Below are 13,031 nucleotides of genomic sequence, written 5' to 3' on the forward strand. Positions count from 1 at the left end.
CCTAGACTACTGAGGTGAGACGTTCTGGCAGTAGGTCGTAACGGAGTAAATCCTCCGGCTGCTCGCGGCGTTGAACCAATTCCGCATGACCATCGTGCACCAGCACGGCGGCCGGTCTGGGGATGCGGTTGTAGTTGGAACTCATCGAGGCGTTGTACGCACCCGTGGCGAACACCGCTAACACTTCACCGCTGCTGCAGGCAGGGAACGCCAGATCCTTAAGCAGCACGTCCCCCGACTCACAATGCTTGCCGGCGAGCGTCACGGTTTCCTCTGCAGCGGCTAGGGGACGGTCCACCAGGCAGGTGGTGTAAAGCGACTGATAGGTGATGGGCCTTGGGTTGTCGCTCATGCCCCCGTCGACGGAGAGATAGGTGCGCACCCCTGGAACCACCTTGCGGGAACCAACGGTGTAGACCGTCACTCCTGCTGGCGCCACCAGGGAGCGTCCTGGCTCGCACATCAGTCGCGGCAGGTCGAGGTTGCGTTCACGGCAGGCCGTGGCAACAGCTTCCGCTACCACCTTGACCCAAGCATCGATCGACGGAGGGTTATCACTGGCCACGTAGCGGATGCCAAGGCCTCCACCAACGTTGAGATCGCGCACGGGATGGCCCAGATCACGGGCCAGGCGAAGTGCATCGGCCATCACTGCCGCGAGATCGCGATGGGGCTCGAGCTCGAAAATCTGTGATCCGATGTGAGCATGCAGGCCCTCCACCCGTGCCCAGCTGGCGCCTTGCAATTGACGCAGGACGGGCTCCAGTTGATCGGGATCGAAACCGAATTTGCTATCGAGGTGTCCAGTGCGGATGTATTCGTGCGTGTGGCATTCGATCCCCGGGGTGAACCGGAGCATCAAACGAGCGGGCGCGCCCCCTGCCGGAATAAGTTCCTGCAGTCGATCCAGATCGTGCTGGTTGTCCGCCACCACCATCACGCCATGGCGGTAAGCGAGCGCAAGCTCTTCAACAGATTTGTTGTTGCCATGCAACACGATCCGATCAGCCGGCATGCCGCCATCCAGCGCTGTAATCAGCTCTCCGGCTGAGACGGCATCCAAACCAAGCGCCTCTGACGCCACAACAGCCGTTAGAGCCAAAGAACTGTTGGCTTTGGAGGCGTAGATCGCGAGTGAATCCCCTGGGTAGTGACGCTTCAGTGACTCGCGATAGGCCTGGCAGGCCTGCCGGATACTGGATTCATCGAGAACGTAAAGCGGCGTTCCGTACCGTTCAGCCAGCTCACTAAGCGTGCAACCACCCACTGCCAAACGGCCCTGATCATCCAGCTCAGCTGTGACCGGTGCGAGGTTGCGGTTCGGACTGTTCTGATCGCAGCCGGATTCAAAAGGCTGTGGCATGGATCCTGGAACTTGCTCGAAAGTGCAATGTAAAGAGGCATCCCCCTGAGCAGCGCAGGCATGACAGGTGAGCGCGCGATCGACATCCGCGAACTCGGCAGCGGCGATCTCGAGGATTGTCTGAGCCTCGACCAGCAGGCACTGAATGATTTTTGGACTCAGGAGCAGTGGTCACGCGAGCTCGCCGACCGCGATCGGCTGGTGCTGGGGGCCGTTCTTGATCAAAACACCTTGGTGGCCGTGGCCTCAGCCTGGCTTGTGCTCGACGAGCTGCAAATCATGGTCGTTGCGGTCACCCCAGCCCATCAGCGCCAGGGCATTGGTTCGCGCCTGCTGAACGCACTGTTGCGTCTCGGACAGAGCCGGGGAGCGCAGACAGCTTCCCTGGAGGTGGCTTCAACCAATCTGGCGGCGCAGAAGCTCTACAACCGCTGTGGCTTCGCGAACTGCGGCCTGAGGAAGGGTTATTACAGCAATGGGGACGGTGCCCTGTTGCAAAGGCGACCAATCAGCACCGGTAGGGATTCCCGCACTGATCGAACTGAATAAAGGGATACATTTCGGCATTGTTTAATACTTTCTGAAGCAACCAACCCCTGGCAGCACTGGGATGTGAGTTGTGACCAATGAAACCACAACAGACCTACAGCCCTGATAGGTTGGTGCTCATCAGCTGTCGGCCTAGACGATGTTTGAGAGGTTTACCGAGAAGGCCATCAAGGTGATCATGTTGGCCCAGGAAGAGGCACGCCGCCTGGGTCACAACTTCGTAGGCACAGAGCAGATTCTCCTTGGACTGATCGGCGAAGGAACCGGCGTCGCTGCCAAGGTTTTGAAATCCATGGGCGTCAACCTCAAGGACGCTCGGGTCGAGGTTGAAAAGATCATCGGTCGGGGTTCTGGCTTTGTAGCTGTCGAGATCCCCTTCACACCACGGGCCAAACGGGTTCTCGAGCTCTCCCTCGAAGAAGCTCGTCAATTGGGCCACAACTACATCGGCACAGAACACTTGCTCCTGGGACTGATCCGGGAGGGTGAAGGTGTTGCAGCACGGGTTTTAGAGAATTTGGGAGTCGACCTGGCCAAGGTGCGCACCCAGGTCATTCGAATGCTCGGCGAAACTGCTGAGGTCGGCGCAGGCGGGAGCAGTAGCTCCGGCGCCAAGGGCTCCACCAAGACCCCAACGCTCGATGAATTCGGCAACAACCTCACGCAGCTTGCAAGCGAAGCCAAGCTCGACCCTGTTGTTGGACGTCACAACGAAATCGACCGTGTGATTCAGATTCTCGGTCGCCGGACAAAGAACAACCCTGTGCTGATCGGCGAACCCGGCGTTGGTAAAACCGCCATCGCCGAAGGTCTCGCACAACGCATTCAAACGGGTGACATCCCCGACATTCTCGAAGACAAGCGTGTCCTCACCCTGGATATCGGTCTGCTCGTGGCAGGCACCAAGTATCGAGGCGAGTTCGAAGAACGTCTCAAAAAAATCATGGAGGAGATCAAAGCCGCAGGCAATGTGATCCTCGTGATCGATGAGGTGCACACCCTCATCGGTGCTGGTGCCGCTGAAGGTGCCATCGATGCCGCCAACATCCTCAAGCCGGCCCTGGCACGCGGTGAGCTGCAATGCATCGGCGCCACAACGCTGGATGAATACAGGAAGCACATCGAACGAGATGCCGCCCTGGAACGCCGTTTCCAACCGGTCAACGTCGGTGAGCCTTCCATCGAAGACACCATCGAAATTTTGCGTGGCCTGCGCGAGCGCTACGAGCAGCATCACCGCCTGCGGATCACGGATGAAGCGCTCGAAGCTGCCGCGACCCTTGGTGACCGCTACATCTCTGATCGTTTCCTACCCGACAAGGCAATTGATTTGATTGATGAGGCGGGCAGCAGGGTGCGACTTCTGAACTCCAAGCTTCCTCCCGAAGCCAAGGAAGTCGATAAGGAGCTCCGTTCCGTTCAGAAAGAAAAGGAGGACGCCGTTCGCGATCAAGATTTCACCAAAGCCGGTGAACTGCGCGATAAGGAAGTGGAGTTGCGGGAAAAAATTCGCACCCTGCTGCAAACCAGCCGTGAAGGTACTCCGAGCGACCAAGTGATTTCATCTGAGGCTCGAGAGGCGACCGCGGTTGCCACTTCTGTGATTTCAACCAGCATTGACTCCACGTCCGCCACCCCGGTGGTGAGTGAGGAAGACATTGCACAGATCGTGGCGTCTTGGACAGGAGTGCCCGTCCAGAAGCTCACCGAAAGCGAATCGGTGAAGCTGCTCAACATGGAAGACACTCTGCACAAGCGTCTGATTGGTCAAGACGAAGCAGTCAAAGCTGTTTCGAAGGCCATCCGCCGTGCCCGCGTCGGCCTGAAAAATCCCAACCGCCCGATCGCCAGTTTCATCTTCTCCGGCCCGACGGGTGTGGGAAAGACCGAGCTCACCAAGTCTCTGGCTGCTTACTTCTTCGGCAGCGAAGAAGCCATGATCCGACTGGACATGTCGGAATTCATGGAGCGCCACACGGTCAGCAAACTGATCGGTTCGCCTCCGGGCTACGTGGGCTTCAACGAGGGTGGTCAGCTCACAGAAGCCGTCCGCCGGCGGCCCTACACCGTGGTGCTCTTCGATGAGATCGAAAAAGCCCACCCTGACGTGTTCAACCTGCTTCTCCAACTGCTTGAAGATGGGCGCCTGACCGACTCCAAAGGTCGCACCGTCGACTTCAAGAACACGCTGATCATCATGACTTCGAATATCGGTTCGAAAGTGATTGAGAAAGGCGGTGGCGGACTTGGCTTTGAGTTTTCCGGAGAAAATGCCGAGGAAAACCAGTACAACCGCATCCGCTCCTTGGTGAACGAAGAGCTGAAGCAGTACTTCCGTCCCGAATTCCTCAACCGTCTCGACGAAATCATTGTGTTCAGGCAACTGAATCGCGACGAGGTCAAGGAAATCGCCGAGATCATGCTGCGCGAAGTGTTCAATCGGATCGGGGAGAAGGGCATCACCCTCACGGTCTCCGACGCCTTCAAAGAACGCTTGGTCGAGGAGGGTTACAACCCTGCCTACGGCGCGCGTCCCCTGCGTCGTGCCGTGATGCGTCTCCTTGAAGACAGCTTGGCCGAAGAAGTTCTCTCCGGTCGCATCAAGGACGGCGACTCCGCGCAAGTGGATGTCGAAGATGGCAAGGTGGTGGTGAAGCACCTCACCGGCACGGTCAGCGGGACGCCCGAATTGGCTGGAGCCGGTCTCTGACCTGGATGATCCAATCAGCCATCCGTGACGGAAGGGTCTCGACCCACTCCATCGCTCCAGCCCAAGTCATCCGTGGTGCTGGAGCCTGGAACCAATCTTTCACGGCAATTCAGTCGCTGACGCAACGTCCGTTGCTGCTGGGTCGAAGTTTTGCCACCCAGTCACTGCGTGACGAGCTCGTCCGAGACTTACGCAGTCTCAGCCTCAGCGTGACCCCTCAAACACTGGATTACGACTGCTGCGAGCACGATCTGCAGCGTTTGGAATCTGCGTTCAGCACCCATGGCTGTGATGCCGTGATTGCTGCAGGCGGCGGCAAGGTTCTTGATGCAGGAAAACTTCTGGCCCACCGCAAAGGAGTGGCCTGCATCACCGTTCCACTCAGCGCAGCCACCTGCGCCGGCTGGACGGCGCTGTCCAATCTCTACAGCCCTTCAGGTGCTTTTCAAGGAGATCAAGCTCTCGACCGCTGTCCTGATCTGCTCGTGTTCGACCACGACCTGCTGCTGCACGCACCAGCACGAACCCTCGCGAGTGGAATCGCCGATGCCTTGGCCAAGTGGTACGAAGCGTCCGTCAGCAGCGGCTCTAGCAGGGATGGTGTGATTCAGCAGGCTGTGCAGATGGCGCGGGTGTTGCGCGATCAATTGTTGCTCGACAGTCTCGATGCGATGGCACACCCTGGGGGAGAAGCCTGGCAGCGGGTGGTGGAAGCCTGCGGACTCACCGCGGGAGTGATCGGCGGACTGGGGGGAGCGCGTTGCCGCACGGTGGCCGCCCATGCCGTGCATAACGGTTTGACTCAGCTAGAACCCTGCCACTCTGTTCTGCATGGCGAGAAAGTGGGCTTCGGCGTCCTCGTGCAACTTCGCCTGGAAGAGCGGTTGGGAGGCAACCGCTTAGCTGCCCAGGCCCATCGACAACTCCTGCCGCTGTTGCAGGCGCTCGAACTGCCCGTCAGCTTGGATGATCTCGGCCTGGGCAACGCAAGTCTCAAGGATCTGCAGCAGGTGTGTGAGTTCGCCTGCAAGGAAGGCTCTGATTTGCACCACCTTCCCTTCCCGGTCACACCTGGCGCGCTGCTGGAAGCAGTTGTGGGCGCAGCCGAAGTCAGTCCGGTGCTGCCTTGAAATCACTGCTCGACACGCTCAAACCCGAGCTTCTCGATCCAAGCGCTCAAGCCCTGATTGACGACCTTCAGTGGTGGTCGATGCCCGAGCTGGGCGTAAAGGACCCGTTCCCGGTCAGCGTGGTCGGCCATGGGGATCCCCTGTTATTGCTGCATGGTTTCGACAGCAGTTTTCTTGAGTACCGGCGTCTAGCACCGCTACTGAGCGAACGGTTCCAGTTGTTCATCCCCGATCTGTTCGGCTTTGGTTTTTCACCTCGGCCCCTTAATGCGAGTTATGGCCCAGAGAGTATTCTCACCCACCTGGATGCCCTTCTTGAGCGCATGCCAGCGCAATCAGTTGGTGTGATTGGTGCTTCCATGGGTGGATCCGTGGCCGTCGAAATGGCGCGGCGACAACCGGAGCGGATTCACTCGCTGCTGTTGCTGGCCCCCGCCGGTCTCACCGGACGGCCGATGCCGGTTCCACCGCTGCTCGATCGACTGGGGGCTTGGTTCCTGGCGCGACCCGGTGTCCGCAAAGGTCTTTGCCGACAGGCCTTCGCTGACCCTGATGCTGATGTGGGCGCTCCCGAGGAACAGATCGCCTCGCTGCATCTGCAATGCCCGGGCTGGGCGGACGCCCTCGCTGCTTTTGCCCGTAGCGGTGGATTCTCCGGCTGCGGAACACCCTTGCCCCAGCAACCGCTGCATGTGATCTGGGGAGCCAACGACCGCATTCTGCGAGCACCGCAGAAACAAGCCGCAGCAGCGATCCTCAGGGATGGCGTTGAAAAATTCGACGATTGCGGACACCTCCCACACATTGACCAGCCCCGCAAGGTGGCTGACCGCTGTCTCAACTGGTTCCAAACGACCGCGCACGCCGCCTGATGATGCGAATTCATCGGATGATGCACCGGCGATCCCGCCTCGAGGTCTGAAGCGTTCATGCCCCAGTCCAGCTCCGGACCCGTTCTCCAACTCCTTGCCAGTGGACTTCAGCGCTGGATCCGCAGCCAGTGCGATTCAGCCGAGGTGATCAACCTGGCTCTGAAGGGTTCAGCCCTGGAACTGCTGCGCGGCCGACTGCAAGGGGTCTCACTGGAAGCCAGGAAGGTGAGTTTTGACCAGCTGCCTCTGATGCGCGCAGAGATCGAATGTGATGCCTTGAAGGCGACGCTCCGGCCGGGCCAGCCCAATCAGCCCGTGCAACTTGAAGCCCCGTTCTCGATCAAAGGAGAGGTGGTGCTGGCTGGCCAAGATCTCAATCAGGCCCTGGCCAGCGATCGCTGGCGCTGGCTTGGGGATCTACTCGCCGAACAACTGATGGGATTGACGCCCTTGCGTTCGTTGGTCATCGACAACGACCAACTTGTGCTGACCGCGGATGTGATCACTGGCAAGGATCCAGTGATGCAACGATTCCAACTCTGCGCAGACCAGGGGACCATCCGCGTCGACCACTGCGATGCCGAAGAGTCGCTTTTGCTTCCCATGGACCCCAACATTCAGATCCATGCAGCCCGACTTCAGGGAGGGCACCTGGTGCTCAATGGACAAGCCATTGTTCAACCTTGAGACTCTTCAACCCTTAGACCGTTCAACCCTTCAAGCGATTGAATCTTGAGCGGCTCAGCTTCGGCCAAGAACCGGAAGCAGGAGGGTCACCCCATAGAAGACCACCGCTGGAGTGAACAGGAAACTGTCGATGCGGTCGAGAATGCCGCCGTGGCCAGGCAAGGCATCACCGGAATCCTTCAGACCCGCGTCTCGTTTCATCATCGATTCGGTGAGATCACCCACAAGCGCAAACAAGGCAACAAGAGCACCGAGACAACCACCGGAGAGTGCCCCATAAGGCCACCCCAGCGATGCACCGGCAACCACGCCCAACAGCACGGAGGAGGCCAAACCGCCATAGGCCCCCTCCATCGTTTTGGCCGGCGACACTGGAGACAGCTGGTGACGTCCGAAGCGGCGACCGATGATGAAGGACCCGATATCGGTGGCCACCACCATCAAACAGGCCATCAACGTGATCGCCAGTCCCGGCGTGATCCAATCACCCGACCACCCCGGCAGTTGGGCGAGTGTTGGTGCGAGATCCACATCGGTGAGGTTGCGCAGCTTCAGCCAGTGACTTGGGAGAAAGCCCAAATAGAACAGTCCAAAAATCGAGGCGGCGATGTCGGCGATGGAACCGGTGATCGGTTGCAGCAACAACCATCCGCAGATAGCAGCTCCGGACAGTGGCAGCACCGCATCGGCGAGATGGGAGGCAAGACCACCATTCACGGACCATTGGGTGCAGACCAACAGCAGCTGGCAGGCCACCAGGGTCGTCTTGGTGGCAGGTCGCATGCCTTTGAACTGCGCCATCCGGAAAAACTCCAGAAGGCCGAGATGCACCATCACACCAAGGGCGATGGTGAACCACCAGCCGCCTAAGCCCACCACCACAAGACCGAACAGGCCAACGAGCAGGCCGCTGACAAGACGTTTCTGATCCGAAGCCAGACGTTGACTGGGGCCTTTACTGGTTGTGACGTCTGCAATCACCGGCCAGATCCCAAGGCGCTTCAGGCCAGAACCTTCACCATACCGGGCACCTGATCAGGCCACCGCCGGTGTTGCTGTTCCAGCCAGGCACAGCGTTGCGCATCCATCCGCTCTCCTGGCACCAGCAGGGGCACGCCGGGGGGATACGGACAGATCAGTTCAGCCGCAATGCGGCCGATGCAACGGGCCACAGGCAAACGGGTGGCGGGTCGGCGCAGCGCTTCATCGGGCAGAAGCACAGGAACCGAAACGCGATCGCAGGGCGGTGCCGGTATCAGGGCCAGGGGCTCGCCGCCCGCCTCGTCAAGCAAACGCTGCCAAAGGCGCCTGAACTGCCTGGCTAGGCCTCGATGCTGGGCGAAGCCAAGACAAAAGGTGAGGCAGAGCGGTTCCGGCAATTCGGCAATCAATCCCTGCTGCATGCACCAGTCATCGGCCTCCAAGCCACTGATCCCCGCCTGGCCAGTCGCCAAGATCAAGCGCAGCGGATCATCACCGGAATGGAGTGGCACACCGGCCCGTGCCAGAACCGTCGCCAGAGTGGTGGCGTCACACTGACGTGCCTCCAACAACACCGGCCAGCGCGGCGACAGCATCCAATCGAGAGTGGCTTCACAGGACGCCAGCATCAAGGCACTGGGGCTCGTGGTCTGAAGTCTCTGCAATGCAGCTTGAACTCGCTCTGGATCGATGCGTCCGTTGCGTTGCCAGAGCACAGCAGTCTGTGCCAAGCCGGGGGCTGACTTGTGCAGGGAATGCACCACAAGATCTGCACCAGCGTGAACCGCTGACGCTGGCAGCGCCGAGCGGGAGGGAAAGGCCAGATGGGTGCCATGCGCTTCATCCACCAGCACCGGCAGTCCCCGCGCAGTCAACAGGTCAAGCAAGCCGCTGATGTCAGCGGCATAACCGTGATACGTGGGGTGCACCAGCACCGCAGCGGCGATGCGACAGCCAGGGTCAGGCAAGGTGTCCAAAGATCGACGCAGGCCCGCGACAGACATGGCACCTGGATGGCCGCGATCGGCAAGAAACGGCACCGGTAGAAACACCGGCATCACTCCTCCCAGTTCACAAGCAGCAATCAAGGAGCGGTGGACATTGCGAGGCAACAACACCGCTTCACCAGGCTGAGCCATCGCCAGCAGAGAAGCCTGCAACAGCCCCGTGGCCCCATTGACGCCAAACCAACAACGATCTACACCCAACGCAGTGGCCAGCCGCGCCTGACTGGCGGCCACCGCTCCCTCCGCCTCCAGGGGACCGCCGATCTCTGGGAGCTCCGGAAGATCCCAACGACCCGGCGGTTGTCGCAACAGTCGCTGCAAGGACGGAGGCAGGGCAGCACCTCGTCCATGGACAGGCAAATGCAATGACCGTCCACCAACTGAACGCAGCAGCGAAAGAAGCGACGTCATCTCAAAACAACGGGGACGAGCGCGGTGAAGACTTTCTAGGATCAGGTTCGTGATAGCGCCGCTGCGCTTGGAATCTCTTCGTTACAACCCTGGCCGCGATGCTCGCTGGCTGCTGCTCCGTCCCTGGATCGGCATTCCGCGCCTGATTCAGATTCTTTGGGCCCTTTTGGGGTTGGTGCTGAGTGTTCTGCTACGCGGTAACAGCAGTGATCCGCGCGTGCAGCGCAATCTGGCACGAACCCTGCTGCGCACCCTCACCAATCTCGGACCTTGCTTCATCAAGGTCGGTCAGGCTCTCTCCACACGACCGGATCTAATCCGCAGGGATTGGCTGGATGAATTGACCCGCCTCCAGGACGATCTGCCGGCGTTCAACCATGCCACTGCTCTCAAAACCATTGAAGAGGAGCTGGGCGCTCCTGCCGACGCGCTATTTGAGGAGTTTCCGGATTCACCGGTGGCCGCCGCCAGTCTTGGCCAGGTCTACAAAGCCCGAGTTCGCGATCAGCACTGGGTCGCGGTCAAAGTTCAGCGCCCCAATCTGGTCTTCATCCTGCGGCGCGACATGGTGCTGATCCGCAGTCTCGGAGTGCTGGCAGCACCCTTCCTGCCCCTCAATCTGGGGTTCGGCTTGGGAGAAATCATCGACGAATTTGGGCGCAGCCTGTTCGAAGAGATTGACTACTGCTGCGAAGCGGACAATGCCAAACGCTTCTCCCGACTGTTTGCCGAGAACCCTGCTGTCACCATCCCTGAAGTGGACGATGGTCTTTCGAGTCGCCGCGTGCTGACCACCAGCTGGATCAGTGGGACCAAGCTGCGCGACCCTCAGGAGCTGAAAGCCCAACGGCTTGACCCAGCGGCTCTAATTCGAACAGGAGTGATCAGCGGCCTGCAACAGCTCCTGGAATTCGGCTACTTCCACGCCGATCCCCACCCCGGCAACCTGTTCGCGCTCAGCGGTCGCACTGGCGAGCTGGGTCATGTGGCCTATGTGGATTTCGGAATGATGGATTCGATCAGCGATGACGACCGTCTCACCCTCACGGGCGCGGTCGTCCATTTGATTAATCGCGATTTCGAGGCCGTTGCCCGCGATTTTCAGCAACTGGGATTCCTCGCACCCGACGCCGATTTAACGCCAATTATTCCGGCTTTGGAGGATGTGCTGGGGGGCAGCCTCGGAGATTCAGTGGGCTCGTTCAACTTCAAAGCGATTACTGACCGCTTCTCCGAGTTGATGTACGACTATCCCTTCAGGGTTCCTGCACGCTTCGCACTGATCATTCGCGCTGTGGTCAGTCAAGAAGGCTTGGCCTTGAGGCTGGATCCTGACTTCCGGATCATTGCGGTGGCTTATCCCTATGTGGCCAAGCGATTGCTGGCGGGTGATACCCGGGAAATGCGCGAGAAGCTTCTCGATGTGATCTTTGATGAGTCCGGCAGCCTCCGGGTGGAACGACTGGAAAGCTTGCTTGAGGTGGTGGGCAACGACACCAGCCTCCCGAGCGGTGGCGATTTGCTGCCGGTGGCAGGGGCGGGTCTACGTCTGCTATTCAGCCGTGATGGCGGTGATCTCAGACAGCGACTGTTACTGACATTGATCAAGGACGATCGCCTGAACATCTCAGACCTTAAGGAGCTGAGCACTTTGATCCGGAAAACCTTTGGCCCTAGAAAAATTGCTGGAGGCATGTTGCAGCGCCTGAATCCACTGGCTGCATGACATCGCCATAATGGCGATCCGCAATTTCTGACCGTTTTCGATGTCGCTTGCTCCGGATTACGCCCCGGTCGATCTCGACCAGGCCGAGCTCGATATGCTCACTGGAGCCTTCGGTGATCTCAGCGCTGACGAGATCCTGCTGGAGTTCGCGCGGATTCAGCAACCGCCCTATCTCGTGGCAGGCCTTGGGCTAGCCATTGGAATCCTCTGCGGACTGACCTTCTCAAAACTGGTACAGAACCGGTTAGACGGTTGGAAGAGTGATCGGCTGGCCATGCTTCCCCTCGGCACAGCTGAAACCACCATCAGCTTCGCGGGAACCTTGTTGGGCATCACGCTGTTCATCGGCGGGTCCCTGCAAGTGTTCGGCTTCGCGTCGGGTGCGGCCTACCTAATCGCGATGCTGCTGTCACTATTGACGGGCGGAGCCCTCTGGGTTCAGCTGGAAAGGCTGATGACCCAGGTGGAGACAGGCAATTTCAAGGCTGTCGATTTCGACAACTTCGACGAATTTTTCTAAGAAGCGGCATCGATTGGAGGGAAGATTTGATTCTTCAACTCACCACATAAGCGTCCAACTGAGCATCACCGCGGCGCAGCAACTCCAACCCTTCCCTCTCCAACTTTCGGGTGCGATCGCGACTCATCTTCAAAGACTTGGAAATGGCGGTGAGGCTCATCGGGTCCTCGCCGTCCATCCCGTAACGCATCCGCAGCACACGCTCCTGCAGTTCCGGCAGCTGACCCAGCAGATCCCGCAGGTCGCCCTTCAAGCACTCACCCTCCACCTGTTCGCTCGGCAGCTCGCCTTCACCCGCCAGCAGATCCAGCAGCTCGGTGTCATCACCGTCGCCCACCTTCATCTCCAAGCTCACCGGCTGACGCGCCCGGCACATCAGATCCTTCACGTCGTCTTCCGGCAGTTCCACAAACGCCGCCAATTCCGTCACCGATGGTGTGCGGCCCAGCTCCTGACTTAACTCACGCTGGCCTTTCTTAAGCTTGTTCAGCATCTCGGTGATGTGAATCGGCAGCCGGATCGTGCGGCTCTTCTCCGCAATCGCCCGCGTGATCCCCTGACGGATCCACCAGTACGCATAGGTGCTGAACTTGTAGCCCCGAGTCGGGTCGAACTTCTCCACTCCCCGCACCAAACCAATCGTTCCCTCCTGGATCAGATCCAGCAGTTCCATGTTCCGCTTGGTGTATTTCTTGGCGACGCTCACCACCAGGCGCAAATTCGCGGCCACCATCCGCTCCTTGGCACGCCGGCCCGCCTGCAGTTTGCGCTTCAGTTGCACCGGGCTCAATCCCGCCGCCTTGGCCAACTCGGCCGCAGGCACAGCGTCACCGCCACGCTGATCGCTCAATTCCGCTTCCTGCGCTTCCAGATCCATCAGCTCCTGCACCTGACGGCCCAGAGTGATCTCCTGTTGATGGCTCAGCAGCGGCACACGACCGATGTCCCGCAAATAAGAGCGCACCAGGTCCACATCAGGCAACAGGGACAGTGGCGCCATCGGCTTATTACGAAACCAATTAGTTTCTTAAATTACCACTGATCATCAAATTTTCCGCTCAAATGACGAGGCAGA

Annotated in this window: 11 protein-coding genes; 7 read left to right on the plus strand and 4 right to left on the minus strand. The window is 59.4% G+C overall.

From position 1 onward, the window contains the following. Position 1: 1 nt before the first annotated feature. Entirely contained in the window at positions 2-1,363 is a 1,362-nt protein-coding gene (gene lysA / locus SynA1825c_RS09700) for a diaminopimelate decarboxylase (protein ID WP_186469106.1), read from the minus strand. Positions 1,364-1,423: 60 nt separating this feature from the next. Here lysA and rimI point away from each other — a divergent pair, with 60 nt between their 5' ends. From rimI to SynA1825c_RS09725, 5 genes are all read left to right on the plus strand, one after another. Next, the gene (gene rimI / locus SynA1825c_RS09705; RefSeq protein WP_186469107.1) at positions 1,424-1,912 is read left to right on the plus strand and encodes a ribosomal protein S18-alanine N-acetyltransferase; all 489 of its coding nucleotides are present in this window, start codon (positions 1,424-1,426) and stop codon (positions 1,910-1,912) included. Between the two features lie 139 nt (positions 1,913-2,051). Beyond that, the gene (locus SynA1825c_RS09710; RefSeq protein ID WP_186469108.1) at positions 2,052-4,622 is read left to right on the plus strand and encodes an ATP-dependent Clp protease ATP-binding subunit; all 2,571 of its coding nucleotides are present in this window, start codon (positions 2,052-2,054) and stop codon (positions 4,620-4,622) included. A gap of 5 nt (positions 4,623-4,627) precedes the next feature. Then, positions 4,628-5,752 carry an iron-containing alcohol dehydrogenase family protein gene (locus tag SynA1825c_RS09715; protein ID WP_186469109.1) on the plus strand — a complete coding sequence of 375 codons (1,125 nt, stop codon included), beginning with the start codon at positions 4,628-4,630 and terminating at the stop codon, positions 5,750-5,752. Beyond that, positions 5,749-6,624 (plus strand): alpha/beta fold hydrolase, encoded by an 876-nt coding sequence (locus tag SynA1825c_RS09720; protein WP_186469110.1) that lies wholly within the window; start codon positions 5,749-5,751, stop codon positions 6,622-6,624. The genes SynA1825c_RS09715 and SynA1825c_RS09720 overlap by 4 nt, the downstream gene beginning before the upstream one ends. 57 nt (positions 6,625-6,681) lie before the next feature. Next, complete coding sequence (locus SynA1825c_RS09725) at positions 6,682-7,311, plus strand: DUF2993 domain-containing protein (protein WP_186469111.1); 630 nt, start codon at positions 6,682-6,684, stop codon at positions 7,309-7,311. A gap of 54 nt (positions 7,312-7,365) precedes the next feature. On the opposite strand, the gene SynA1825c_RS09730 is transcribed toward SynA1825c_RS09725, so the two are convergent. Together SynA1825c_RS09730 and SynA1825c_RS09735 are read right to left on the minus strand one after the other, a co-directional pair. Further along, positions 7,366-8,292, minus strand: a complete 927-nt coding sequence (locus tag SynA1825c_RS09730; RefSeq protein ID WP_186469112.1) for a phosphatidate cytidylyltransferase — start codon at positions 8,290-8,292, stop codon at positions 7,366-7,368. Between the two features lie 20 nt (positions 8,293-8,312). Further along, positions 8,313-9,710, minus strand: a complete 1,398-nt coding sequence (locus tag SynA1825c_RS09735) for an aminotransferase class I/II-fold pyridoxal phosphate-dependent enzyme (RefSeq protein WP_186469113.1) — start codon at positions 9,708-9,710, stop codon at positions 8,313-8,315. Positions 9,711-9,777: 67 nt separating this feature from the next. Between SynA1825c_RS09735 and SynA1825c_RS09740 the strand changes: the two genes are divergently transcribed. Continuing rightward, complete coding sequence (locus SynA1825c_RS09740) at positions 9,778-11,436, plus strand: AarF/ABC1/UbiB kinase family protein (RefSeq protein WP_186469114.1); 1,659 nt, start codon at positions 9,778-9,780, stop codon at positions 11,434-11,436. A 40-nt stretch (positions 11,437-11,476) separates the two neighbouring features. Then, entirely contained in the window at positions 11,477-11,956 is a 480-nt protein-coding gene (locus SynA1825c_RS09745; protein WP_186469115.1) for a hypothetical protein, read from the plus strand. 34 nt (positions 11,957-11,990) lie between these two features. On the opposite strand, the gene SynA1825c_RS09750 is transcribed toward SynA1825c_RS09745, so the two are convergent. Next, entirely contained in the window at positions 11,991-12,956 is a 966-nt protein-coding gene (locus tag SynA1825c_RS09750) for an RpoD/SigA family RNA polymerase sigma factor (RefSeq protein ID WP_186469116.1), read from the minus strand. Positions 12,957-13,031: the final 75 nt, after the last annotated feature.

The organism is Synechococcus sp. A18-25c, from assembly GCF_014280035.1.
Classification (GTDB): Bacteria; Cyanobacteriota; Cyanobacteriia; order PCC-6307; family Cyanobiaceae; genus Synechococcus_C.

Excerpts from the sequence above, each read along its gene's own strand:
- SynA1825c_RS09725 (WP_186469111.1), top strand. The coding sequence starts at position 6,682 with ATGCCCCAGTCCAGCTCCGGACCCGTTCTCCAACTCCTTGCCAGTGGA.
- SynA1825c_RS09750 (WP_186469116.1), bottom strand. The coding sequence starts at position 12,956 with ATGGCGCCACTGTCCCTGTTGCCTGATGTGGACCTGGTGCGCTCTTAT.
- SynA1825c_RS09735 (WP_186469113.1), bottom strand. The coding sequence starts at position 9,710 with ATGACGTCGCTTCTTTCGCTGCTGCGTTCAGTTGGTGGACGGTCATTG.
- rimI (WP_186469107.1), top strand. The coding sequence starts at position 1,424 with ATGACAGGTGAGCGCGCGATCGACATCCGCGAACTCGGCAGCGGCGAT.
- SynA1825c_RS09710 (WP_186469108.1), top strand. The coding sequence starts at position 2,052 with ATGTTTGAGAGGTTTACCGAGAAGGCCATCAAGGTGATCATGTTGGCC.
- lysA (WP_186469106.1), bottom strand. The coding sequence starts at position 1,363 with ATGCCACAGCCTTTTGAATCCGGCTGCGATCAGAACAGTCCGAACCGC.
- SynA1825c_RS09745 (WP_186469115.1), top strand. The coding sequence starts at position 11,477 with ATGTCGCTTGCTCCGGATTACGCCCCGGTCGATCTCGACCAGGCCGAG.
- SynA1825c_RS09715 (WP_186469109.1), top strand. The coding sequence starts at position 4,628 with ATGATCCAATCAGCCATCCGTGACGGAAGGGTCTCGACCCACTCCATC.